At 65.4% G+C, this 24241-nt stretch carries 26 protein-coding genes and 1 pseudogene; 11 read left to right on the top strand and 16 right to left on the bottom strand.

What is annotated here, in order from left to right; genetic code table 11:
• The first annotated feature begins 2 nt into the window (after positions 1-2).
• On the top strand, positions 3-671 hold the full coding sequence (locus N536_RS0101160; RefSeq protein ID WP_051574136.1) for a TetR family transcriptional regulator: 669 nt from the start codon (positions 3-5) through the stop codon (positions 669-671).
• Positions 668-1183, top strand: a complete 516-nt coding sequence (locus N536_RS0101155) for an emopamil-binding family protein (protein WP_029111928.1) — start codon at positions 668-670, stop codon at positions 1181-1183. The genes N536_RS0101160 and N536_RS0101155 overlap by 4 nt, the downstream gene beginning before the upstream one ends.
• On the opposite strand, the gene N536_RS0101150 is transcribed toward N536_RS0101155, so the two are convergent.
• The 10 genes and pseudogenes from N536_RS0101150 to N536_RS37035 all read right to left on the bottom strand — a co-directional run bounded on the left by N536_RS0101150 (position 1159) and on the right by N536_RS37035 (position 11379).
• Positions 1159-2265 (bottom strand): FAD-dependent oxidoreductase, encoded by a 1107-nt coding sequence (locus tag N536_RS0101150; RefSeq protein WP_036434936.1) that lies wholly within the window; start codon positions 2263-2265, stop codon positions 1159-1161. The genes N536_RS0101155 and N536_RS0101150 overlap by 25 nt on opposite strands.
• 15 nt (positions 2266-2280) lie before the next feature.
• Positions 2281-3084, bottom strand: coding sequence for a glucose 1-dehydrogenase (locus N536_RS0101145; RefSeq protein ID WP_029111926.1), 804 nt, complete (start codon positions 3082-3084; stop codon positions 2281-2283).
• Positions 3081-4160 (bottom strand): dihydrodipicolinate reductase, encoded by a 1080-nt coding sequence (locus tag N536_RS0101140; protein ID WP_029111925.1) that lies wholly within the window; start codon positions 4158-4160, stop codon positions 3081-3083. The genes N536_RS0101145 and N536_RS0101140 overlap by 4 nt, the downstream gene beginning before the upstream one ends.
• 61 nt (positions 4161-4221) lie before the next feature.
• Positions 4222-5268, bottom strand: coding sequence for a GMC family oxidoreductase (locus tag N536_RS43285; protein WP_255358387.1), 1047 nt, complete (start codon positions 5266-5268; stop codon positions 4222-4224).
• Between the two features lie 103 nt (positions 5269-5371).
• Positions 5372-5845: pseudogene (locus tag N536_RS43280) on the bottom strand (GMC family oxidoreductase N-terminal domain-containing protein); the annotation flags it as partial.
• 13 nt (positions 5846-5858) lie between these two features.
• A complete protein-coding gene (locus N536_RS0101130; protein ID WP_029111924.1) occupies positions 5859-7508 on the bottom strand; it encodes an acyl-CoA synthetase in 1650 nt (549 codons plus the stop codon).
• Between the two features lie 5 nt (positions 7509-7513).
• Positions 7514-8017 carry a nuclear transport factor 2 family protein gene (locus N536_RS0101125; protein ID WP_029111923.1) on the bottom strand — a complete coding sequence of 168 codons (504 nt, stop codon included), beginning with the start codon at positions 8015-8017 and terminating at the stop codon, positions 7514-7516.
• A 33-nt stretch (positions 8018-8050) separates the two neighbouring features.
• Positions 8051-8806: an SDR family NAD(P)-dependent oxidoreductase gene (locus N536_RS0101120; protein ID WP_029111922.1), complete on the bottom strand. Its 756-nt coding sequence runs from the start codon at positions 8804-8806 to the stop codon at positions 8051-8053.
• 127 nt (positions 8807-8933) lie between these two features.
• On the bottom strand, positions 8934-10055 hold the full coding sequence (locus tag N536_RS0101115) for an alpha/beta hydrolase (protein WP_029111921.1): 1122 nt from the start codon (positions 10053-10055) through the stop codon (positions 8934-8936).
• Positions 10056-10119: 64 nt separating this feature from the next.
• Positions 10120-11379 (bottom strand): MFS transporter, encoded by a 1260-nt coding sequence (locus N536_RS37035; protein WP_051574135.1) that lies wholly within the window; start codon positions 11377-11379, stop codon positions 10120-10122.
• 102 nt (positions 11380-11481) lie between these two features.
• On the opposite strand from N536_RS37035, the gene N536_RS0101105 reads away from it, so the two are divergent.
• From N536_RS0101105 to N536_RS0101095, 3 genes are read left to right on the top strand one after another with little or no spacing between them, the layout of a single operon-like run.
• The gene (locus tag N536_RS0101105) at positions 11482-12366 is read left to right on the top strand and encodes a helix-turn-helix transcriptional regulator (RefSeq protein ID WP_029111920.1); all 885 of its coding nucleotides are present in this window, start codon (positions 11482-11484) and stop codon (positions 12364-12366) included.
• Complete coding sequence (locus N536_RS37030; protein WP_155948367.1) at positions 12363-12869, top strand: cyclophilin-like fold protein; 507 nt, start codon at positions 12363-12365, stop codon at positions 12867-12869. The genes N536_RS0101105 and N536_RS37030 overlap by 4 nt, the downstream gene beginning before the upstream one ends.
• A 59-nt stretch (positions 12870-12928) precedes the next feature.
• Complete coding sequence (locus N536_RS0101095; RefSeq protein ID WP_197040039.1) at positions 12929-13333, top strand: cupin domain-containing protein; 405 nt, start codon at positions 12929-12931, stop codon at positions 13331-13333.
• Here the strand turns inward: N536_RS0101095 and N536_RS0101090 are convergent.
• On the bottom strand, positions 13330-15033 hold the full coding sequence (locus tag N536_RS0101090) for an amidase (RefSeq protein WP_029111917.1): 1704 nt from the start codon (positions 15031-15033) through the stop codon (positions 13330-13332). The genes N536_RS0101095 and N536_RS0101090 overlap by 4 nt on opposite strands.
• A 129-nt stretch (positions 15034-15162) precedes the next feature.
• Here N536_RS0101090 and N536_RS0101085 point away from each other — a divergent pair, with 129 nt between their 5' ends.
• Positions 15163-15681 (top strand): phenolic acid decarboxylase, encoded by a 519-nt coding sequence (locus N536_RS0101085; protein ID WP_029111916.1) that lies wholly within the window; start codon positions 15163-15165, stop codon positions 15679-15681.
• 8 nt (positions 15682-15689) lie between these two features.
• On the opposite strand, the gene N536_RS0101080 is transcribed toward N536_RS0101085, so the two are convergent.
• Positions 15690-16262, bottom strand: a complete 573-nt coding sequence (locus tag N536_RS0101080) for a TetR/AcrR family transcriptional regulator (protein WP_029111915.1) — start codon at positions 16260-16262, stop codon at positions 15690-15692.
• Between the two features lie 164 nt (positions 16263-16426).
• On the opposite strand from N536_RS0101080, the gene N536_RS0101075 reads away from it, so the two are divergent.
• Both N536_RS0101075 and N536_RS0101070 read left to right on the top strand, forming a co-directional pair.
• Positions 16427-17242, top strand: a complete 816-nt coding sequence (locus tag N536_RS0101075; RefSeq protein ID WP_029111914.1) for an oxidoreductase — start codon at positions 16427-16429, stop codon at positions 17240-17242.
• 112 nt (positions 17243-17354) lie between these two features.
• Positions 17355-18200: an alpha/beta fold hydrolase gene (locus tag N536_RS0101070; RefSeq protein ID WP_029111913.1), complete on the top strand. Its 846-nt coding sequence runs from the start codon at positions 17355-17357 to the stop codon at positions 18198-18200.
• 29 nt (positions 18201-18229) lie between these two features.
• Here the strand turns inward: N536_RS0101070 and N536_RS0101065 are convergent, their stop codons facing one another.
• Positions 18230-19684 (bottom strand): glycosyltransferase family 39 protein, encoded by a 1455-nt coding sequence (locus N536_RS0101065; protein ID WP_029111912.1) that lies wholly within the window; start codon positions 19682-19684, stop codon positions 18230-18232.
• Between the two features lie 260 nt (positions 19685-19944).
• Complete coding sequence (locus N536_RS37025) at positions 19945-20325, bottom strand: helix-turn-helix domain-containing protein (RefSeq protein WP_051574133.1); 381 nt, start codon at positions 20323-20325, stop codon at positions 19945-19947.
• Between the two features lie 201 nt (positions 20326-20526).
• Here N536_RS37025 and N536_RS0101055 point away from each other — a divergent pair, with 201 nt between their 5' ends.
• A complete protein-coding gene (locus N536_RS0101055) occupies positions 20527-20928 on the top strand; it encodes a hypothetical protein (RefSeq protein ID WP_029111911.1) in 402 nt (133 codons plus the stop codon).
• Between the two features lie 75 nt (positions 20929-21003).
• Complete coding sequence (locus N536_RS0101050; protein WP_029111910.1) at positions 21004-21432, top strand: nitroreductase family deazaflavin-dependent oxidoreductase; 429 nt, start codon at positions 21004-21006, stop codon at positions 21430-21432.
• A gap of 494 nt (positions 21433-21926) precedes the next feature.
• Here N536_RS0101050 and N536_RS0101040 read toward each other — a convergent pair whose 3' ends face one another.
• The gene (locus N536_RS0101040; RefSeq protein ID WP_029111909.1) at positions 21927-22316 is read right to left on the bottom strand and encodes a nitroreductase/quinone reductase family protein; all 390 of its coding nucleotides are present in this window, start codon (positions 22314-22316) and stop codon (positions 21927-21929) included.
• A 59-nt stretch (positions 22317-22375) separates the two neighbouring features.
• Here N536_RS0101040 and N536_RS0101035 point away from each other — a divergent pair, with 59 nt between their 5' ends.
• Positions 22376-22951, top strand: a complete 576-nt coding sequence (locus tag N536_RS0101035; RefSeq protein ID WP_029111908.1) for a TetR/AcrR family transcriptional regulator — start codon at positions 22376-22378, stop codon at positions 22949-22951.
• A 33-nt stretch (positions 22952-22984) separates the two neighbouring features.
• On the opposite strand, the gene N536_RS0101030 is transcribed toward N536_RS0101035, so the two are convergent.
• Positions 22985-24199 carry an MCE family protein gene (locus N536_RS0101030; RefSeq protein ID WP_029111907.1) on the bottom strand — a complete coding sequence of 405 codons (1215 nt, stop codon included), beginning with the start codon at positions 24197-24199 and terminating at the stop codon, positions 22985-22987.
• Between the last annotated feature and the right edge of the window lie 42 nt (positions 24200-24241).

Genomic DNA, 24241 nt, shown 5'->3' with positions numbered 1-24241 from the left:
GCATGCCCATCACACAGAAGGAAGCCGATCAAACCGAGGGCAACGCATCGATTCCGCTACGCGAACGGCAGCGCATTGCGCTGCGCGCTGAAATTCAGCAAGCCGCCCTACGCTTGTTCGCCGCACAGGGTTTCGACAACGTCACCACGGAAGCGATCGCGGACGAGGTCGGCATTTCGCCGAGTACCTTCTTCCGGCACGTGCCGAGCAAGGAACACCTCCTGCTCGGAGCGACCCAGCGCGGGCGGGCACAAATCGTCGCCAACTTCCGCGCCCGCCCGGCGGACGAGGACGTCGCGGATTCCATCGCAGCGGCCATCCTCGCGCGCACCTCGCAGTTCGTGAACGACGACGAGACACTGGAACTGTGGCGGCGTGCAATGGCCTCGGCGCCCGCAGAGTTGCGGCGAGCCTCCCTGCTCAACCGCGCGGACTGCGACGAACTCATCGGCGCGGTCGCATCGCGCTTGGGCAACGCCGATCCCGCGGCTGACATGCGAGCCGGTGTACTGGTCCGCGCTGCGGTGGCCGCGGTTGAATACACCTACGAGTGGTGGCTCACCTACGGTCAGAGTGAATCCCTGCACGCCCTCACCGAACAGGCGCTCCAGCTGGTGACCCGCGGCGACGACGGGCCCATCCCCCCTCCGCGACGTCGGCGGCGACGATGAGCGTGATCACGACCGCCAGGCCCCTCGCCCGGCGTCCAATCGACTATCTCCTGTTGCCTGCCTTCGTGCTTGGCATCATCAACGCCGTCGCGCTGAGTCTGCCGGAGGGGCTGGGAGTGGCCATCGCGCCCGACAGCCCGTGGCCGGTGTTGCGTTGGTTGCACACCTGGGCCGTCGAGCAGGAGCCTCAGCATTTGGTCATGCCGCCTGCGTTGCAGGCGTCACTCCTCTACGACACCTTCGTACAGCTGCCGCTGCTCGTCGTGCTCACGGTCGCACTCTGGAAACTCAAGTCGTGGCCGTGGCTGGACGCCGTGGCCTTGGTCTATGCCGTCAGCGCGGTGATGAATATGTACTTCTACTTCATGCAGACGTTCCTCGGACCCGACAGCCCGCCGCACCTGTGGCTCTACCTGCCGATGAACCTGCCGTGGGCGATCGTGCCGATACTCGTGGCGTATCGCTTCTGGCCGTACGCAGCGATTTCTCAGGCCCGCCGAACGCCGCGGTAGAACCCGCGTCGGACGACCCACGGCAGCAGCACCCGGTTGATGACCCACGCCGGAATCTGGATCGTGCGACCGTCGGACGCGAAGAACAGCAGACCGTCGTCCTGGACGCCGAGCACGGACCCCCACCGGAAGCCGGCAGCGCGGTAGTCCTTGAGCGGGCCGCCCGCCAGGTAAGCGCGAATGTTCCTGGCCAGCAAGCCATCAGCGCGGTTGCGGGCGGAGGAACGCAACGGATCGGTGGCGGCAACGTCGCCGATGGCGAAAACCTCTGGGCAGGATAGTGTTTGGAGGGTGGGACCGACCTTCACGAAGCCGTGCTCGTCGAGGAGCGAGTCGGGCAGCCAGCCGGTGTTGGGTCGCACCCGGCCGATGGCCCACACGACGGCGTCGGCCTCGCTTGCGGGTTGCCCGGTACTCCACTGCACCTGCTGGTGGGTGATTTCGTCGCACGCGAAGCCGTCCGGCACCACCGCGCGGTGCCCGGGATGGAGACCGATGCCGAGGTCGACGAGGCGGCGGCGCACCTGCTCCCAGGCGCGTGGATGGTGCTGCGGCAAGGCGCGCTCGCCGGGATAGTAGAGGTCGATCATCTTGTGCGGCCATCTGATCCGTAGATTGGCGGCGGCGCTGACTGCTGCGGCTCCGCCACCGATGACGATCACCGACCTTGCGTCGGCAACGGTCTGGTGATGGATTTGGATCGCGGCATCGATCTCCTCCCGTGACTGCAAGGCGGGGGTGCGCCAGAATCCGTTCGTCACACCGGTCGACACCACCAGCACGTCGTACGCCTCGGCCGCGACGCTGCCGTCGGCCAGGCGGACGGTGACCTCGCGCGCTTCCAGGTCGAGGCCAGTCAGCGTCCCATGCACGCGGCGCACGCGATCGAGCCGCCGGTAGCGTTCGAAGGCGACTCGGTTGTCACGCGCCCAGTCGTCCGGTCTCGCCAACCGCACGCCCAGTTCCTGGCCGGTCACCAGTTCGGGCTTCGCGGAGACGCCGACCACGTTGGCATGACGGGAGAGGTGGATCGCGGTGAGGAGCCCGACGTCACCCAAGCCTGCGACGAGAACCGTTGGCATTCCAGCGTTCACGCGTCAGCGACTCGGACGCAACCGCGGCACCGGGACGTCCATCGCGGGCTGCTCGCAGCCGCCGTCGACGTGCAGCAGCTTGCCGGTGACCCAGGATGACGCAGGGGACGCCAAATAGAGCGCGGCACAGGCGATGTCCCTCGGCGTTCCCGGCCGCCCCATCGGGGTGTTGGCTTCGAACTGGGCGCGCAACTCGTCGTTGGTGAGAACGACTTCGAGACCCTGGGTCGCAACGCCGCCGACGACGATCGCGTTCACCCGGACAAAGGGTGCGAACTCCCCGGCAAGGTTGCGCGTCATCTGATTGAGCGCGGCCTTCCCCGCGCCGTACGCGACGAACGCGCTCAGCACCATGTCGGAGGACCGCGAGGAGATGTTGACGATCGCTCCGCTGCCCGCGGTGTCCACCATCGCCTGAGCCGCAAGCTGACTCATGAGGAACGGCGCGGTGACGTTGAACTTCATCGCCATGTCGAAGAACCGCTCCGAGGTCGCCATCGCGGGCCGTGGACCCGTACCGCCTGCGTTGTTGACGAGGACGTCGAGACGGCCGAATCGATCGACCGCAGAGTCGATGAGCCGGCGCCGTTGCTCTTCCACGAGGACGTCCGTGACCACGGCGAGAGCACTACCGCCAGCCTCCTCGACGCACGCGACCACGTCGTCGAGGTCGGCCTGGGTACGCGCGCCGATCACGACGGTGGCCCCCGCCTCGGCCAGCCCGAGCGCAATCCCGCGACCGATACCCTGACCGGCGCCGGTGATGACCGCGACGCGTCCGTCGAGCCGAAAGTCGTCGAGGATCACTTCGTCCGGCCCAGCCCGAATTGCGGCGCCGCGCGGCCGGCCAATAACGGCAGATCGAGATAGGTCTTGATGCCCGGTTCGGCGGCGACGACGTAGGGGATCGCGCTGACGCAGTGGTTGGCCGTGACCACGATGCCGGGGTTGCGCACTAGCCCCTCTTCGATGGTTTCGGGTTGTAGGCCCTTGAACGTGAGCTTTACGTCGGGTTCACCGCTGATCTCGACCTCGAACCGCTCCCCCTCGGGCCCGAAACTCCAGGCGGGGTCGAAGTGCTCCTCCCCCATGAACCAGTTGACGCTTGCGGTGACGACCGGTGTTCCGTCGACGAGCGCGCGCCAGTGGAACTTTCGCGCGGCGACTTGGCCCGGCTCGATGACGCCGACCGGCGTATCGATCGGCACGGTGGCGACGGCAACCTCCTGCACCGTCTCGAGCTCGGGATCGACGTCGAAACCCATCTCCGTGACGATCATGCGAACCGACGCCTTGAAGCCCGCGGCCAGCAGGTCGACGATCGGTCCGGCCATCGCCGCCTCCGGCGTCACGCCGAACCCCATGATGTGGCGGACGACGTCGGGTGCGTTGTACGTGCGGATGTCGCTGAACTCCTCCGAACGCACATGCGTGACCCCCGAGGTCAGAGCGGAGACCATCAGTGGGAACCGCTCAGTGATGCCACCCGGGTGAATGCCGGTGCCGTGCAACGTACTTCCACCCTCGGCGCAAGCGTCGAGGATGGCCTTGCAGTTCTCCAGGTCGGGATAGACCCAACCGACGGGCGTGACGACGCTCTTGCCCGACCGAAGGAGCGCGACCACCTCGTCCTCGTTCGGCAGCAGCGGGCTGTAGACCACGCAGTCAGCGTCGAGGGCGAGGATGTCGTCCATGCTGGTCGTCGCGGTCACCCCGACCGGGTCGAGGCCGACGAGTTCGCCGACGTCCTTGCCGTGCTTGCTCTCCGAGTGCACCCATGCGCCCACCAACTCGAGGTCGGGATGCGCCAGCACCCCCTCGATCGCCGCCTTGCCAACGCCACCCGTCGCCCACTGCACCACTCGAATCGCCATGGGAGTCATTCAAGCCGCGATTGAGAGTCACTGTCAAGATTAGAGTGACTACCATTCAAGGTGAGCGCCCTCATCCGCCGAGGATGATGCTCGCGGCCTTCTCGCCGATCATGATCGCCGGGGCGTTGGTGTTGCCGCCGGTGATCGACGGCATGATCGAGGCGTCCGCCACCCGAAGCCCTTCGACGCCACGCACCTTCAGGCTCGGGTCCACGACGGACAGTTCGTCGACGCCCATCCGGCAGGTGCCGACACCGTGGTAGACCGAGTTCACCCGGTTGAGCATCGCCCGCCGCAGCTCGCTGCCCTGCAGGTCGACGCCGGGATGGATCTCTTCCAGCACGGAGCCGGCGAAGGCGTCGTGCGCCATGATCTCGCGGATCATGGCCGTGCCCTCGACGAGCAGCTCGAAGTCGACGTCGTCGGTCAGATAGCCGTAGTCGATGAGCGGCGACGCGGTCGGGTCGGCCGAAGCCAGGCGCAGCGTGCCGCGGCTCTTCGGGTAGATCAAGGTCGCGAAGACCGTCATCGCAGTGCGCGGGTCCACGTCGTGCATGATCGGCTCGTCCTGGTTCGGCGAGACGTAAGCCCACGGCAGCATGTGCAGCTGAAGATCCGGAATGCCGTTCGTGGCCTGCGAGGTCTGCACGAAGCCAACCGACTCGAAGACGGAATTGGCCAGGAACGTCGTCCCGGGCCGGAGGACCTCCCTGGCAATGCCACGGGCGAAGAAGCCCGCGCTGCCCCTCATCTTGGTCGAGGTGGTGTGGAACGTCATCGCATGGAACAGATGATCGTGCAGGTTGTCGCCGACCGGCAGATCCGCGATGACCTGGATGCCATGGTCGCGCAGGTGCTGGGCGTGCCCGACACCCGAGAGCATCAGTAGCTGCGCCGAGCCGACGAAGCCCGCCGAGAGGATGACCTCCTTGCCCGCGCGGATCGTTCGCCTGGAACCGTTCTTGTCGGTCACCTCGACGCCGACGGCCCGGCCGTTGTCGATGTTGACCTTGTTCACCATCACCCGGCTTTGCAGGCTCAACGTGGCCGGGGCGAGGTGATGGACGTAGCCGCGCGATGCGCTGTACCGGAGGCCGTCGGCGGCGTTCTGCTGCATCCGGGAGATGCCCTCCTGGCGCTCCCCGTTTGTAGTCCTCGTTGATCGGCACACCCAGCGCGGCGGCGGTGGCCTCGAGGAATCGCCAGGTTCCCTCTTGCGGAAACTTGTTACGGGTGATGCGAATTGGACCGCCTGCTCCGCGGTAGGCGTCCTCGCCACCCTCGTAGTCCTCCATGCGCTTGTACGCCGCGTTGACCGAATCGGCGTCCCAGCCCTCGTTGCCCTCGGCGGCCCAGGCGTCGAAGTTGGCGCGGTTGCCACGCACGTAGACCATGCCGTTGATCGAGCTCGAGCCGCCGACGATCTTGCCGCGCGGGGCCGGCATCTTGCGGTCGAGGAGGTGCTTCTGCGGGGTCGAGTAGAAGCCCCAGTCGACGGTCTTCTTGAGCTGCGGCACGGCGTGCATCGGGCCGATCATGCCGGGCTTCTTGATCAGGAACTTCTCGTCGCTCTTGCCCGCTTCGAGCAGGATGACGGAGTGACCGGCTTGGGCGAGCCGCCCGGCGACCGCACTACCGGAGCTTCCCGATCCGACGACGACGTAGTCGGCCTCGCTCGCCCGTTGTCTTGCCATGGCTTCTCCCCGTTCATCCGATCGCGCGTGTCTGGGCCCAGCGATAGTCGGCCTTGCCGGACGGCGATCGTTCGACGCGAGCGCAGCGCACGATCGCCTTCGGCACCTTGTAGCGAGCGACGTGACGGCCGCACTCCGCCAAGAGGTCTTCATCGCTGACGCTGACGCCCTCGGCGATCTGCACGACGGCGACTGCCTCGCTACCCCACCGCTCGGACGGCCGGCCCACCACCACGACGTCGCGCACCGCGGGATGTGCGGCGATCGCGCGTTCGACCTCCTCGACGAAGATCTTCTCGCCACCGGAGTTGATGGTGACGCTGTCTCGACCGAGCAGGACGATCCGACCGTCCTCGAGCAGTTCGGCCCGGTCGCCGGGGATCGCGTAGCGGACGCCGTCGATGACGGGGAAGGTGCGGGCGGTCTTGTCCGGGTCTCCGAGGTAGCCGATGGGCACGCGGCCGCGCTGGGCCAGCCAGCCGCTGCCTTCCCCCGGTCCCATTGTGCGCGTGAACTGTTCGTCGACGACGGTCGTGGTGGGTACCGGGGTGAACGTCGCGGTGTCGGCCTCCATCCCCTTGATGGACATCGTGCTCATCTGAAGGCCGGTTTCGGATGCCCCTGCAACGTCGGTCACGACGATGTGCGGCACTGCGTCGAGTAGTTGCGCACGCACCCCGGGCGTCAGTGGCGCGCTGCCGTTGTTGATGGCGGTAAGTCCGGACAGGTCGTAGGTGCCGCGCCGGATCTCGTCGAGCAGCGGGCGGGCGACCGCGTCACCGACGATGGGGATGCTGATGACCTTCTCGCGTATCGCGAGTGTCAGGGCATCGGCCGGGTCGAAGTGCTCGACGTTGTCGAGGAGTACGACCTTTCCGCCGAGGGTGATCATGTGGAAGGCCGACCACTGTGCGGCCCCGTGCATGAACGGCGGGACCATGAGCATCGATACGCCGCCCTTGGCGTTCACGGCCGATGCCGCGATCTCGGCGTAGGACGTCATCGGGTTTGACGTGCCGTACGGGGTGCCACCCATGGACGTGATGAACACGTCGTCCTGGCGCCACAGCACGCCCTTGGGCATCCCGGTCGTGCCCCCGGTGTAGAGAATGAACAGGTCGTCACCAGTCGGCGTGGGCATGCCTGCCGCGGGGGCGGTTGTACCGACGATCGCGTCGTAATCAACTGCGCCAGAAAGCAACTCGTTGCCGCTGTCGTCGGAGACCTGGATGAGGACGCCGAGTTCGGGAAGACGGTCGCGGATCGCGGCCACCCACGGTGCGAATTCTGCGTGATAGACCAGTGCCTTCGTCTGCGCATCGCGGAGTAGGTAGAGCAACTCCACCTCGACGTAGCGGTAGTTGACGTTGAACGGTGCGACCCGTGCACGGAAGCCGGCCACCATGGATTCGAGGTACTGGTTGCAATTTCGCAGGTATAGCCCGACGTGGTCCTGTCCTGAGAGGTGACCGGCCAGGCCGGCGCGCTCGGTGTGGCAGCCGAGGCCGCGCTGCACCAGGTAGTGCGCCACGCCGTCGACGCGGGTGTTCATTTCGCGGTAGGTGAACCTGCGGTCACGCCAGACCAGTACATCTTGGTCGGGGACGGCGCGGGCGACCGTGTCGACGACGGCGGACAGGTTGAACCCTGCGTCGGAGGCCATGCCGGTCAGGGTTTTTCGAGGCGTGGTGGGGTGATGTTGCGGTCGGGGTGCGGTCCTGGGACGGACATCCCTGCACCCGGCATCCAGGCAGACTCCACTACCAGCTCACCGACCTCGGCGATGTTCATCAGATCCAGCTCGTAGTCGAACAGGCCGTCGCCTGCGTAGTGGAGCAGGGAGAACGCCGGGGCTTGATAGTGGGACCCGTCCGCGCGGGTCCCGGGCAGGCGATTCCACCAGTAGGTGACGAGGCGGTCGCCGTCGACCATCGTCCACTCTTCGGGGAAGCTCCACCCCTCGAATCCGGTCATCGAGTGGTCGAGGTATCGGGTGATCACGTCGCGGCCTTCCACCCGACCCCAGGCCGGGTCGATGAAGACCGCGTCCTCGGTGAACCACTGGCCGATCGTCGACCACGGCGCGTCTCCCGCCACGCATCGTTCGCGTTGTGCGACGTAGCGGCGATACGACTCCAGGGCTTCGGCTTCGCGCTCGTTGAGTTCTGACATCGTTGTCTCCCTTGGGTTTCGTGCATCAAGGCACTATGCGAAGAACGATCCGCCGCCGTCCACTGACAGCGTGCAGCCGGTGATGAACGAGGCGTCCGGTCCGGCGAGGAAGACGGCGGCTCGTCCCACGTCGGCCTCGACGTCGCCGGAACGCGGAATCGACAACTGCCGATAGACGGCTTCGAGCCGGCCGGGCTGGCCAGCAAGGTCCGCTTCGGCGCTGGGGCTGAGCGCGAACGGTGCGAGGGCATTGACCGTGATGCCATGGCGTCCCCATTCACGAGCCGCCGCGCGAGTCAGGCCGCCGACAGCGGCTTTGGCCGCCACATAGGCGCCGTAGCCCACCATCGACTGATTCTCGGTTCCCGACCGCAGATTGATGACTCGCCCACCGCCCTTGAGGTACGGGAAGCACGCCCGCATGAACCAGAACGAGGCGAATGGTCCACTGGCAAAGGAAATCAGGAACTGCTCGTCATCGACGTCTTGCAGTGGAATGCCAACTGCGGCGTCGACGGCGTTGTTCACCAGGATGTCCACCGTGCCGGTGGCCTCGACGATTGCGGCGACACAGGTGTTCGCCTCGTCCGAGCTGCTGACGTCGCAGATGCGGCAGAGCGCTTGGCCGCCCAGTGCCTCGATGAGAGCGGTTGTCTCTGCGCCCGTTTCGCCGTTGCGGTCGACGACGGCGACGATGGCGCCCTCTTTTGCCATTGCCAGGGCGATGCCACGGCCGACGCCCTGCCCGGCGCCCGTGACGAGAGCCACCTTGCCGTCGAGAATGCCCACACTCAGAACGTACCCATTGTGACAGTCACTATCAAGATCCGAGTCCCGGTCATTTATCTAGACCCTTTCAATGGACGGTCGTTGGCAGGCGCGCCGTCGCCAGGCGGCGACGTCTAGAACGCGCGAATTACTGCCGAGCCCTCAGATTGTTCCGGAAGAAGTTGGCCAGCGTGTCGAACGGGATGAGGTCGACGCGGTCGTAGAGGTCGACGTGACCGGCACCGGGGACGATCACCAGTTGCTTGGGCTCGGCGGCAAGCTGATACGCCTCTTCGCTGAACTCTCGCGAGTGGGCCTGGTCGCCGGCGATGAACAGCATCGGACGCGGAGAGATCGTCTCGATGTCCTCGAAGGGATAGAAGTTCATGAATCGCACGTTGCTGCTCAGCGTGGGGTGCGTCGACGTGTCCGGGCTATGCCCCCTCGCCGTGCGGTAGAAGTCGTAGAATTCGCGGTCGATCGGGGTTGACTGATCGGTGAGTTCTTCGGGCGTACCTCCGGTGAATTCCGTTTCACCACCGGCGAATTCGACGTCCCGCTGCTGCGCGGCCCGGGCCAGGACTTCTCGACGCTGTTCGGGGGTGACCGAATGACGCAGCCCGTTGCGGGTGACACCGCCCATGTCGTACATGCTGACGGTGGCCACGGCCTTGATGCGCGGATCGATCTTGGCGGCACTGACGACGAAGCTGCCACTGCCGCAGACGCCGAGCGCGCCGATCCGCTCGGTGTCGACGAACGACTGGGTGCGTAGGTAATCCACGGCGGCACTGAAGTCTTCGGTGTAGACATCGGGTGCCACCAAGTTGCGTGGTTGACCCTCGCTCTCACCCCAGAAGGACAGGTCCAGGGACATGGTGACGAATCCCTGCTCGGCCAGCTTGGTGGCGTACAGGTTGGCGCTCTGCTCCTTGACCGCACCCATGGGATGTCCCACCACCATCGCCGCGTTCTTGGCGTTGCGGTCCATGTCGTTGGGGACGAACAGGTTTCCGGTCACATTCATCTGATACTGATTCTTGAACGTCACCTTCTGCACGGTGACACGGTCACTGGTGTAGAAGTTGTCGGCTCCGCGGGACGTATCGCCGGTGGGCAAGTTCGCCGCGGGCTGCGTCGAGGTGGGCGCGGATGACGAGTCCCGTTCAGAGGGTGCGCATCCCGCCGTGGCCAGGACGCCAAGGACTGCTGCGCCGCTGGCCAGCTTCAACAAGCCGTGGCGCCGGCGGTTATCGAGTGTCGTATTCATGATGGGATCTCCTTTTGGTCGCGGCGGTCCCACGTTGTGTGGATTCGCCATGCAATTGATAGGGTTAGGGCGTCGAATGGGTTGGCGCGCAATATGCGTGGGTCCGCTCGTACCGACGGTCATCGTTGAGGTCTCTGGGTGCGGCGCGCTGGCTGCGACTGCGGTGCGCGAATGCGAGTGCTGCGAGAGGCGCCAGTGTGAGCATCGCGACGACCGTGCCGACGATGGGCGGCCCGAGTTCGCGTAGCGGAGAGGCCAGGGCGCCTCCGGCGATCCAGGATCCGACGGCCGTGCCGAGGTTGAACGCCGAGGTGCTCAGCGCCGAGGCAAGGGTCGGGGCTCGGTTGGCGAAGCGGACCGCCAGGGCGATCAGGATGGGGTTGACTGTCATGGACGTCAGCCCCAGCACGGCGATGAGGATGACCGTCGGCAAGGTGTGCTGAGACAGCAGGCAGATGGCGAGCAGGGTGGCGGCGGTGGCACCCGCCGCGATGATCGTGGTGGCGTACGGGCGGGTGTCGCCGAGTCTGCCGCCGAGAAAGGAACCCGCGAGGGCCCCGACGCCGAACCCCACCAGCGCCAGAGGGACGAGATTGGCAGGCAGCCCGGCGCGGTTCGTCAATAGCGGCGCGATGAAACTGTAGGTGGCGAGTGTGCCGCCCATGATCATGGTGGCCGACGCCAGCACGAGCCACACCCGCCCAGAACGCAGGCTGGCGAGCTCGGACCGCACCGAAGGCGGCGACTGCGCGGGGTCGTCCCGTGGGACGTACCGCACGACGAGGACGATGGCGACGACGGCCAGAACAGCAAGCACCCAGAAGGGCCCGCGCCACCCGATCAGCTGACCGGCGGATGCGCCGAGCGGGACGCCGATGACGTTGGCGAGCATGCCGCCGCCCAGCACGACCCCGACGGCGCGTGAACTCGCTGCCGGGCCGGAGACACGGCTCGCGACGACGGCGGCGACCGCCCAGAACGCGCCGGTGGCCAAAGCAGTGACGAACCGGGCGATGAGTAACACGGTGAAGCCCGAGCCGAGTGCAACCACGACGTGCCCGACGACGAACACGCTCAGTGCCAAGGCCAGCGTCGTCCGGCGGGGCAGGCTCAAGGTCAGGATCGCCATGCCGGGCGTTCCCACGATCATCCCGACCGCGAAGACGGTGATGAGCAGACCCGCCCGCGCTGGTGTGACGTCGAGGTCGTTGGCGATCTCGGGGAGCAGGCCGGCAATGATGAATTCCGTCGTGCCCATCAGGAAGGTGCCGATCGCCAGGACGTAGGTGACGAATGGCAGCCGAGTGGTCGGGCGGGTGTCCATGTCTTCGAGGAAACACCGGCGCAAACGGTGCTGGGAGTCCCTGACGATGGGTGTATCGACAGTGCATCCCACGGGGAGCAAAGCCCTCGTACCGTGACTGGCATGGACAACCGCGCCGAGGTTCGCGAATTCCTGATGTCGCGGCGAGCCAAGATCACGCCGCAGCAGGCCGGCGTACCCGTGTTCGGCAACCGACGGGTACCTGGACTGCGCCGCGGTGAAGTGGCATCACTCGCCGGAGTCAGCATCGAGTACTACAGCAAGCTCGAACGCGGCAGCCTGGCCGGTGTCTCGGCCTCGATCCTCGACGCGATCGCCAGAGCCCTACAACTCGACGACGCCGAACGCGCCCACCTGTTCCACCTCGCGCACGCCGCCGACGGCACCAGCGCCGGCATGCGCCCCCGACGTCGGCCGGCGAAGAAGTGGACTCCGCGGCCCAGCTTGCAGTGGGCCCTCGACAAGTTCAACGCACCCGCGATCATCCGCAATGGACGGATGGACCTGTTGGCCGTCAACCACCTCGGTAGGGGCATGCATGCGGCGCTGTACGACAGCGATCCCAGCAGGCCCCCGAACTTCGCCAGGTTCACCTTCCTGCACGAGGATTCGCGCACCTTCTATCCGCACTGGGATGAGGCGGCGGACATCTGCGTGGCCATTCTGCGTACCGAGGCCGGCCGTGACCCGCACGACGACCTGCTTCAGGATCTCGTCGGCGAACTGTCCACCCGCAGCATCGACTTCCGCCGTCGGTGGGGGGCCCACGACGTCCGGACACACGGAGCCGGGGCGAAGACGTTTCACCACGACGTCGTCGGCGACCTCGAACTGTTCTACGAGAGCGTCGACATGATCTCCGATCCGGGGCTGACCCTGACGCTGTACGTCGCCGAACCCGCCTCCCCGACGGCGCACGCACTCGACCTGCTGGCGTCCTGGACCGCGAATCAAGCGGCGGAAACGGCCGAACAGCCCCTGACATGAGCGGACAGCGGATGTACACGGCGCGGTGGCTGGCCGGTCTCGTACACACCGCATCCGTCGCGCTGCTCTTGATGGCATGCGCTGCGGGCGAAAGCAGCCAACCCAGCTCGCCCGCCAAGACGTCAGGCGGTTCGACCGCGGCCACCGGGACGCCCTTTCGCGTCGTCATCGGTGACGTCGTGCTGACGGGTCGTCTGTTCGACAACGCCACGGCCGACGACCTCGCCTCAATGCTGCCGCTGACCTTGACCTTCCGCGACCTGAACGGCAAGGAGAAGACGTCTCCACTGCCTCGCAAGTTGTCGACTGCCGGTATGCCGGCAGGCAATGATGCCCGCTCGGGCCACCTTGGATACTGGGCGCCCGACGGAGACTTGGTGCTGTACTACGGCGACGTCGGCTACTGGACGGGCATCATGCGCATCGGTGAGATCGACGGCGACATGCAGGCCCTGGTCCAACGGTCCGGCGACTTCACCGCGACCGTGGAACTGGCTCGGTAAGCACACGAATAACCGTGGTGCCCTGCATATCTGGCGCACCCCCAACAGAAAGGATGCACATGCCAACGATGGAGATCTCCCGCAGCGACGCACGCCCGGCCGTTGCCGGACCGGGTACTACCTTCACCGGCGAGGTGAGCGTCAAACCGCTCTTCGACCCCTACGATGTCCGTCAATTCGGGTCGGCCGAAGTGTCGTTCAGCCCGTGCGCGCGAACGGCCTGGCACACCCACCCCGCCGGGCAGACGCTCGTCGTCACGTCGGGAAGCGGATGGATACAGCAGTGGGACGGGGTGAAGCAACCCATCAACCCCGGGGACGTGATCTGGACACCACCGGGAGTCAAGCATTGGCACGGGGCCACGGACAGCGCCGCGATGACGCACATCGCCATTCAAGGCACCGTCGATGGCAACGCCGTCGAGTGGCTGGAACACGTCACCGATGAGGACTACCGCCGCTAAATCCTAGGTGTCCGTGGTGGTTCGGTGCGCCTCGTGCCGGTGGCCTCGAACGCCGCGGCCAGTGCCAGGAGCGCGTTGTCGGCGTATGCGCGGCCAGCGAACGTGATACCGGCAGGCATGCCGATGTCGGCCATGGTGCCCATCGGCACGCTGACCGTCGGGATCCCGAGGTGCCTGGGCACGAGGTTGCCGTTGGCGACCCACACCCCGTTGCGCCAGCCAAGGTCGGCCGACGCTTCAGTGACGTCCATGTCGGCGGGGCCCACGTCGGCGACGGTGGGAAAGAGCACCGCATCGAGCCCAAGCTCGTCCATCCATTCCTCGAAGTCGAGGTGCCGGGTCTGCTCGAGTCCGCGCAAACCTTCTGCGAGATGGGGTATTTCGACCAGGGCCCCGATGGGATGCTCGCGAATGAATGCCGGGTAGGCGGTGATGTCGTCGCCGAAGCCCGCGGCGCGGTCGGGCAGTGCGCCGGGCGGATCCACCCAGATCAAGCTGCCGTCGACGGCGGCGAGCCGGTTCAGCGCCGGGTCGTCGTTGGCTCGCAGGAAGTCGTCCCACGACCAGGCCGCGAGGTCCATGATCTCGCGGTCCAGGAACTCCGCGCTGACCAGTCCGCGCGTGCGGATCGTCGGGGCGCCGGGGCGATCACCTTCGTAGTTGGACACCACGGGGAAGTCGACCAGCACGACTTCGGCACCGGCGGCTTCGAGGTCGGCCGTCGCCGCCCAGAACAGGTCCAGCATCGATGGCCGGGTCTCGATGCGCTGGCCGGTGGCCCCGCCGATGCCCGGATGCTCGGCGGTCCCGGCGTCGGGATCGGCGTTGACGTACATCCTCGGCACGCCGAATCGCCTTCCCGACAAGGCATTTGCGGTCTCTGCCAGCGCGGGATAGGAGTGCGGGCGCACGGTGGAGGCCTTGGGGACGTCAATCCACGGCTGCACGCGCCAGAAGTCCCCGCGGGTCTGCGGATCGTCGGCAACGATGACGTCGAGCACCTCGAACATGTCGGCCATGGTGCGGGTGTGCGGGACGACGACGTCCATCGTGGGAACGAGCGGCCAGTTGCCTCGGACCGAGATCACCCCGCGCGACGGGGTGTAGGCGCACAGGCCGTTGTTCGCGGCCGGGGCTCGCCCGCTCGACCAGGTCTCCTCACCGAGCCCGAAGGCGGCGAAGCTCGCGGCGGTCGCCGTCCCCGATCCGTTCGAGGAACCCGAACCGAACGCCGACGTCAGATAGTCGGCGTTGTAGGGACTTTCCGCGCGGCCGTACAGACCACGCTGCATGCCGCCGTTGGCCATCGGGGGCATGTTCGTCAGACCGATGAGGATCGCACCGCCGGCACGTAGCCGTTCAATGGCGAACGCGTCGCGCTGCGCGACGAGGTGCTCGAATGCGTGTGAACCCGCGGCTGCGGTCAAGCCCGCGGCGAGGAAGCTGTCCTTGGCCGTGTAGGGAATCCCGTCGAGAGGGCCGAGCGGGCGTCCCCGGGACCGCCGTTCGTCGGACGCCAGTGCCTCGTCTCGCGCACGCGGGTTCATCACCACCACGGCATTCAACTGCGGGCCATGCCGATCGAAGGCATCGATACGGGCGAGGTAGGCGTCGACGAGGCCGACGCTCGTCACCAGTCCCGCTTCCAGTGCTCCCCGCAGTTCCGCGATCCCCGCCTCGACGACATCGAACCGACTCAAGGGACACCCTTCCTTTCCTGCCGCCCGCCAAGACCCAGCGGCGACGCCGTCATGACTCTGCCAGCATCTGGTGTTTGAGACCGCTCGGAGCGGGCATGTGTCGACCTGCCCTCCGACGGAAAGCGATACATGCCCACAGTCAACGACCCCGTTCCGCCACAAGATCTGTCCGGCATCGTCGGGCATCGGTTCATCTACACCTACGCCAACGGTTGGCAGTACGAGATGTACGTCAAGAACGAGCGCACGATCGACTACCGCATCCACTCCGGACACGTCGGCGGGCGTTGGGTCAAGGGCCAAGAGGTCGACCTCGTTCAACTGGACGACGACAGCTTCAAGGTGTCCTGGACCGAGCCCACCGGCACGTCGGTGGCCGTCAACGTGATGCCGGCCAAGCGCCGGCTGCACGGCGTGATCTTCTTCCCGCAGTGGATCCGCGAACACGGTGAGCGCACGGTGTGCTTCCAGAACGACCACCTCGACGAGATGCAGGCCTACCGCGACGAAGGCCCGACCTATCCGATCTACGTCGTCCCGGAGTTCGCCTACATCACGCTCTTCGAACACGTCGGTGCCGACGACGAATCGGTCATCGACGTGGCACCCGGCGAGCTACCGCCGGGCTGGGCCGACCGAACGAACTGAGGTCGGGACTAGCCGCGCGGTCCGCCGCCGTGCAGGAGCGTGTCGATGACGAGCGTGGCCAGGGCGTCGAGGTCTTCTGAATCCTGCTTTGCGCCAGGCCTGTTCAGCGCTTCGGTCATCAGGGCGTAGTACACCTGTCGCATCCACTCCAGGTCGGTGGTCGGCGCGATGAGCCCCTCGCGTTGCGCGCGGGCCATGAGGTCGATGGTGTGGGCATCGATGTCGGCCCAGAGCGCGGCCGCCGCTTCGCTGAGGGAAGCGTTGTGGCTGAGGGTGAATCGCCACGCGCTCTTGACCCGCAGCACGTTCGCGGTGACCCGGTACATTGCGACGAGCGCGGGTGCGGAATTGGGCCGGGCCTCTTCGATGGCGTCCAGCAGCTGCTGCATCGCGGAGACGGATAGCGCCTCTAGCAGCGCCTGCCGGTTCGCGAACCGGCGATGCACCGTGATCCGGGTCAGCCCGGCCGCCTCGGCGATCTGCTCCATCGAGGCGCCTGCGTCGTCGGCCAGTACACGCTCGGCCGCTTCCAGGATGGCGCGCACACTTCGCTCGGCATCTGCACGCAGTGCTCGAGCCATGGCGCCTCCTCACGTCTGTGGACCACCTTCCATAAAGGTTACGCCACCGTTACTAATACCGCGGAAATAGATTCGGATATGTCACGGTTGATGAGCTAAGTGATACACATATGTATCCGCGCCGACGCCGAGCGGCGCCGCGCAACCCACTCAGTAAGGAGCTCATGATTACCGCGAAACGACCGATAGCCCTCGTAACCGGCGCGTCCTCCGGCATTGGAAAGACGGCCGCGACCGCCCTGGTCCAGGCAGGATTCGAGGTGATCGGAACCAGCCGCAACACCGCACGCGTGACGCCCGTCAACGGTGTGACCTTCCTCGACCTCGACGTCGCCAGCGACGAGTCGGTCACCGCCGCTGTCGGGCAGGTGATCCAACGCTTCGGGCGCATCGACGTGCTGGTCAACAACGCCGGCATCGGGTCGGCAGGCGCCGCCGAGGAGAACTCCATTGCCGCGGCACAAAACGTCTTCGGCATCAACGTCTTCGGCGTCATCCGCATGACGAACGCCGTCTTGCCGCACATGCGCGCCCAGGGAAGCGGACGCATCATCAACATCTCGTCGGTCCTCGGGTTGATACCTCAGCCCTACATGGCGACATACGTCGCCTCCAAGCACGCAGTCGAGGGCTACACGGAATCCGTCGACCACGAGGTCCGCCAGTACGGCGTGCGGGCCCTGCTCGTCGAACCCGCATATACAAATACGGCTTTCGAAGCCAACAGCGTCCGCGCAGACATGCCCCTGAACGTCTACGCCAAGCAGCGTGAGGTCTTCGAGCAGAACATGGTGGACCAGATCAAGGGCGGCGACGACCCAGCCCTCGTGGCCAAGGCGATCGTCGCCGCGTCGACCGATTCCAAGCCGAAGATGCGCTATCCCGTCGGCATGGCACGGCGCGTCAGCATCATGCGCCGCTTGGTCCCGTGGCGCATTTTCGACCGCCAGGTGCGCAAGCTCAACCGACTGCCCGCCTGAACGCCGAGGTCGTCCCGATGTGAGGGATGTGGTCGTGGCGTCGATGATTTGCAGCTCCGCGCCCGGTCAACACATCAGACGACATTCCGGGCCAAAGCAATAGGAGTGAATGATGGGAGCGACGCCGTCACACAGTGGCCACCTGCCGATCAACGGCTTGAACCTCTACTACGAGGTGCACGGTGAGCTCGGTACGTCGAAAACGCTCCCGTTGCTGCTCATCCCTGGTGCGTTCATGGCCACCGGCTCGATGGCGTCGTGGGTGTCCGCCTTCGTGGGCGAGCGTGCTGTGATCGTCTTCGATCAACAGGGGCACGGCCGCACCCCGGATACCTCACGTGCGATGTCGTACGAGCAGTTCGCCGACGATGCGGCGGAGTTGTTGCGCGCCTTGATGGTTGAGCGCGCGGACGTGATGGGTTACTCGCAGGGCGGCGGCGTCGCGCTGCAGCTCGCAATCCGTCACCCAACACTCGTCGACAAGCTGGTCTCACTGTCCGCCACCTACCGCAAGGACGGCTGGTACCCGTCGGTGTTCGACGCCATCGGAGGTCTCAGCGCCGACGCGTTCGCCGGTACACCCGTCGAGAAGGCGTTCAAGGAGCACACCGCGGACGCCAAGGCGTTCGACACCTATGTCGAGAAGATGAAGGTGTTGAACATCGACGACCAGAACATCAGCGACGACGAGATGCGCTCGATCACCGCGAAGACGATGGTGATCGTCGGAGATGCGGATGGCGTGAAGCCCGAGCATGCGCTGGCGATGTTCGCGCTGCGCGGTGGCGGCGACGAGGAAGCGGCAGCTACGGGGATGCTGCAGGGGGTTCCAGCCGCCCGCCTCATGATCCTGCCGGCGACGTCGCACATCGGCATTTCTGGGCAGTCGGCAGTACTGGTGCCGATGGTGACTGCTTTTCTCGACGACGTGCCGCCGTCAACGCCGGACCTGTTCTGAGAGCGTTTCGAAGCGTGTCGTGGAACGGTTCAGGACACCGTCAACGTCCGCAACCGCGGCCAGATCGCGTCCCACGGCTGTCGTTGCCCCGTCAGCAGATATGCGTGCATTTCGTCGCCGACGTCACCGACGGTGCGTACGTCCTTGAAGTACGGCCGTAGCTCGTCGGGATCGCGTCCAACGTAAAGCACCGCGTCATGGTCGGGAGGTGGTGGCGGGAAGTACCCGTAGCTGCGGTTGGCGCTGTAGGCGTGCGGCAGTTGGTAGCGCCCAGAGTAGCCGTCGAGATAGGCGGCGATGATGTAGGAATCGCCGAAAACCACAGTGCGGTCACGTCTTCCCTGGGGCAGCGCGTGATACGCAGCTGCGGTTCGTTGGGCGATCTGCTCGCCGACATCGGAACGCACGATCGACACCGAGAGGATCAGCGTCCCGACGGCCACCGCCACGCTCAGGGCCAAGCCGGGCCAGACGAACCACCGCAGCCTGCTCGGGCCGGTCTGTCGGCGCCGCTGCAACCCAAGCGCACCTGCTGCGGCCAACGGTGCGTAGAGGCCCGCGAGGTAGTACGGGCGACCGGCGGTGGCCACGAACACCGCATACAGCATCACGAACGCGACGCCGATGAAGCGGTAGTCACGCAGTTCGTCGTTGCGGAATAGTCGCCAGAGGCCGTACAACACCAAGGCTGCTCCGAGCACGCCCGCGGATGCGATCAGCTGCACCGCGATGCCGGGGCGCCCACCGTAGAGAGCCTCGGCTTCGCCTGCGACGACCGGCACCATACGCACTTGCGGCCATCCATGCCGCTGTTGCCACACCAGCGTCGGCGCCGCGATCACCACGGCGACGCCCGCGCCCGCCCACAGCATCGGCCTCCGCAGCAATTCGCGCGGCCCAACAGCGGCAATCGCAACCGCCAGCACGGCACACAGCAACAGCGCCTGAAACTTGTTCAATGCCGCGATACCGGCAATGGCGCCGAGCGCGAGCAGCAGACGGTCGTCGCGCACCCGAACCCACCGCATCAGCAACCAGATCATTAACAGCCACTGGGCGGGCTCCAGAGTGTAGGGCGTCAGCCAGTGGCCGAACAGCGTGGTCCAGATTCCCGTCGCCTGCGCTACAGCGGTCAATCCCTGTGCACACCGGTCACATCCGAGTTCACGGGCGATGACGCCGGCAAGCACGACGCCTCCGGCAGTCGAGAGCACGGCGGAGATGCGCAGCACGACCAGCGAACCCGGTGCGACTGCGTCGGCCAACGAGGCCAGCGCCGGCGCCATGGGTGGTTGATCGGCCGATCCCCAGTCGAGGTGAAAGCGGCCGATGGCCAGCATGTAAACCTCGTCGAACCAGTAGCCGTCCACCAAGACGCCTGCGACACAATGCAATACGGCGGTAACCGCAGCAATGGGCAATACTGCGCCAGCGGCGAACGGTGAGATGCGCTGGCTACCAGAGGTGGTCCGCAGGCTCGTCACGCCCGACCACGTTACTTCGACACGTCAGATCCGGTACTGGAGGTTCTCAATTCCAATCGTCCGCGGGAGACGTCAGTCAACAAATCACTCGTCGGGGTTAGCCAGGTTCGCGCGCAGTCGCCGGTCGGGCTCAAAGGTTACGTGGCCAACCGGCCTATCTCAGAGATGTCGTCCGCCGAGTGATCGCCAAGCACCACGACCTGTGGACGTCGAGAGTCGTCTCGCACGCCATCCAAGCCCGCTGGGATCCCCAGCCGGCATCATCCTGGCTGAGCTTTTTTGATTCCTGGCTCGTCCGAAGGCAAATCGATCCATTCGAGCGCCCATCCGTTCAACTGCAGGAGGACCTCGCCCAACGCGGTCCCCATGTCGCTGAGCCGGTACTCGACTCGGACCGGTGTCGTCGGATGCACTATCCGGGTGACGAGACCCCCGGACTCCAGCTCCTTGAGACGCTTGGACAGGGTGCTGTCGGTGATTCCTGGGATGGCCGCGGACATATCGCTAAAGCGCATGGGTCCTGCCACGAGCGTTCGTAGCACGGTGACCGTCCAGCGTTGATCCAGCAAGCGCATACCTGCGGCGAAGTAGGGGCAATACGGCTCTATCGCGACTTCCTCGCCGTCCTTCGACTTCCCCACGTTCCATCACATCCCTTCGTACGAAACGACGGCCGACCGAAGCCCGTTGTCGACTAGCATACCACTAGTTGCTAGTAATTCACTAGTGAGGTACGTTCGTGTTCGCCGTTGGCGTCCGCCATCGACAAGGCACCTCGTGCGATCGCCCCCGAGACCGATCGACTCCAAACACTCGACCGGTAGGCGAGAAGGAGAGCTCTCTTGCCCGACAACGACTCTGACGTGTTCAAGTCATCCATTCCGCTGAAGATGTTGATCGCTGGGCGCATCGTCGTCGCCGCAACTCACCTCTTCACGCCAACGCTCGTGGCCCGCATCTTCGGTTTGAGGACAGCGGGCACTCCGGCGGTCGCCTACGGACGGATGTTCGGTATCCGCAACGCCGCCCTCGCACTTGGACTGACAAAGCTCGACAGCTTCCCTTCCCCAGCGGATTTCCTCCGACTCAACATCCTGATGGATGCGGTCGACGCCGCAGCATGGATCGCGGCTGGTCGACGGAAGGAAGTAACCGGCTTGACGACGGTGATGGCCCCAGGAGTGGCGTTGTCGGCCGTCGCCGCCGGTACGTCCGCACTCTTACTCGGGCGGACGGATCGCTGAGACAACGAGAGGCGACGACCGTGCGTGAAGAGAACACCAATTTCAAACACACCACAGATAGGGAAGGGCCTGACAATGCCGAATACAAATGACAACAAGACGCTTCGGAAGTTCCGCAGAGAACGGCTCATGGGCCGCTACCTGCTCAACCCGGCGGTTAAGGGGTTGAGCAAGCTGGGGGTGCGCACTGCCATGGCCACCGAACTGGAAACCATCGGTCGCAAGACCGGCAAGGCGCGGCGAGTACCCGTGTCGGTGCAGTTCGACAGCACCGGGGCGTGGCTGATCAGCCAACACGGCACCCGCTCCGGATGGGGTAGCAACATCGTCGACAACCCGAAGATCCGTGTGCGACAGGGCAGCCAGTGGCGCTCCGGAACTGCGACGTTGCGGCCCGATGACGACGTCGTTGCCAGGGGTCGCAAGTTTGGCAGGCTCGGGTACAAGATGACGCAAGCACTCGAAACCACGCCCATATCGGTACGGATTGAGTTCACCGACTAGCTGCACTGCTCGCACCAGACTGCTCGACCAACTGGTGCACGGTGACGACCGTGTGCCGGTATCAGATTCCCTCATGGAGCGCATATGGGGGCGGGCGTAGGAACGGTTTTGCAATTGACGCGTCCGCGCGACACGAAAGCTGAAGCCAGATGCACCAATTCACCGGCTGAGTCGCGGTCATCACCGGAGCCGGGTCCGGCATGGCAGAGCCCTCGCGCTGAATGTCGCGGCGAAAGGCGCACGTCTTGCGCTCTCGACATCGACGTCGTCGCCCACTACGGCGTGGGGCATCAGGTCTACAACAGCGCAGGCATCACTCACAACGGCGACGTGGAGATATCCGATTTCAAGGACATCGGGTTCATATAACGACGTGCGTACACCCGGGCGGTATCAAGACCGCCTTCGTGCGCAACGCCACCGCCGCCGACGGCCAGGGTGCCCAGGGCATCGCCGAGTAGCGGACCTACTGCAAGCACATGCCCGGCATGGCGCTAGTCGAGGTCTACGCGAATGGTGAGCGGCTTGATGCCCATCGCGCGCACGATGGAGCTGTTCATTCGCGGCAGCTGCTTGAGCCGCGAGACAGTGTCGTCGTCTGGCAACAAGACGGCGGTTCCCCCATGCCAGCGCCCCCTGATGCGTACGCGAATCGCTTCGTTGGCCTTGATGTTTCGCACGTAGGCGGACTCGCCATCGCCGGCGACCATCCAGAACTGACGATCGACCACCTTACCGCCGACCGGTGTGCGTCGAGGTAGGCCGGATTTTCGGCCGGTGGTCTCGAGCACTACCTGAGTGGGTAGGCGCACGGTGATCGGGTTGAGGACGTGCCGTCGAATCCAATCGATGCGGCGCTTGCGCTGGATGCTCGTGGGGGGCATGGGAACCAGTTTTGTCGGAACTACTAGTCTTGTCAAACGTGGACCCCGATACTGATGGCATGAAGGCACGTCAGCACACCGGGCGTCGTCGTAATGAAGCGGCGCGACAAGCAATCCTGGATTCCGCAGTGGATCAACTGCAGTCGAACGACACTTCCGCCATCAGTGTTGATTCGATAGCCCAGGGAGCCGGCGTGAGCAAACAGACGATCTACCGGTGGTGGCCATCGAAGGGCGCGGTGCTGCTGGACGCGCTTGTCAGCGTTGCGGAGGTGATCTCGCCGACTCCCGACACGGGCGACCTTGAAAAGGATCTGCGGATCTTTCTCACCGACACGTTCAAGGGTGCCGGACGCGGGCGTGCCGTGATGCTCGGCGTGCTGCGTGAGGCTCTTGCCGACGCGGATGCGATGACTTTGTTGGGCGAGTTCTCCGCGAGCCGCCGCGCGGCGGTGACGCAGATCTTCGCGCAGGCTCGTCAACGCGGGGAGATGATCGACAAGACAGCGGAGACCTTGGCGATCGATCAATTATTCGGCCTGCTCTGGTACCGACAAATCTTCGGCAACGCTGCTGTCGACAAGCGCGCAGCCACCTTGCTCGCCCGCGCCGCGGTTGTCCAGCTTCGCGCGTAATACCTTGGAGTCCCCAGTGATCGCAAGGATGGCTTAGGGGTTGATGGTGCGCTCTCCGACCTGGCGTCCCCATACGTACTCTGTCATTGATGGCTGGCCGAGGCCCAAGTGGTTGTACGGTGCGATGGACGCGCCGGTGTCCACGACCAGATACGGCATTGGCCACAGGTCACGGGTGACGGGCTGCCAGCAGCCGGGTCGGCCCTCGGGACCGCCCCGGGCGTTCACGCGGGGAAGATTGTCGGGATAGACATAGGGGTTTCCGGCGCCCACGAGTTCGGTGTGGGCGATGCCCGAGTAGCCATTACCTCCGCCAGCCGCAGCGGATTTGGGCTCGACGTCGTGGTAGTTGCGGATGGTGCAGAATATTTCCGGGCTGTACTCGTCGAGTAATTGGCTGGTGGGCAGGAAGTCACTCGCGCCTCGCGCAATGTACAGCCCTGCGCGCGCGATCGGTTCCTTACTGGTGTTACTGAAACCCAGTGTTGCGACCAGTGCCGCGTCTAGATTGCGCTCCTGATCTGTCAGTGTGCCGGCGGTGGTGGCTGCGTCGTCCAGGCCGTCGAAGAGATCGGGCGCCGCCCGCGTGTAGACCTCGCTGAGGTCGGCGAGTCGCTGGATGTCGCTGCGGATCTGCGGCATCTGGGGATTGACGTCGGCAAGAATGTCGTTGCCGTTGACGATCGAGCGCCCGAACCGATCACCGAAACCGTCGAGCGCCTCGCTGACCGAGGTGAGCGTCTGGTTCAGCTTGACCGGATCAACCTTCTCAGCGATGGACACCATCGTGTCGAACAGCGAGTTGAACTCGGTGGTGACCGAGCTGACATCGATCACGTCAGATGGTTCGAGCCGTTCCGGCACAGGGTCCTTCGGGATGGAGAAGGTCACGAACTTGTTCCCAAACAACGTCGAGGCGGCGATATCGACGTTGACGTTGGCTGGCATCAGACTCAAATAGCGCGGCTCGACGTCAAGGGTCAGCTTGGCCCTCGGCTTGCCGGATACGTCGATTGCCTCAACCTTGACGACACGGCCGACGTGGACTCCGTTGAGCGTGACCTGCGAGCCAGCCACCAGCGATAGCCCTCCGCGGGCGCTGATGAGTGTCAATCGGGCGCTGGGCGTCAGATCGCCTCGAAACTGCAGACCGAGCAGGACGAGGCATCCGACGACCAACACCATCGTCACCGCACCGTAGGCGGTGTATCGGCGGCTTGGTGGCCGCGTCGTCCCCGGACTGCTCATGCCGGTAAGCCGCACCAATGAGCGCTACGTGAAGGCCGGCGG

It is taken from the genome of Mycobacterium sp. URHB0044 (assembly GCF_000620625.1).
In the GTDB taxonomy this organism is placed as follows: Bacteria; Actinomycetota; Actinomycetes; order Mycobacteriales; family Mycobacteriaceae; genus Mycobacterium.
Note: the sequence above shows the minus strand (reverse complement) of the source record. Positions and strands in the feature narration are given on the sequence as shown.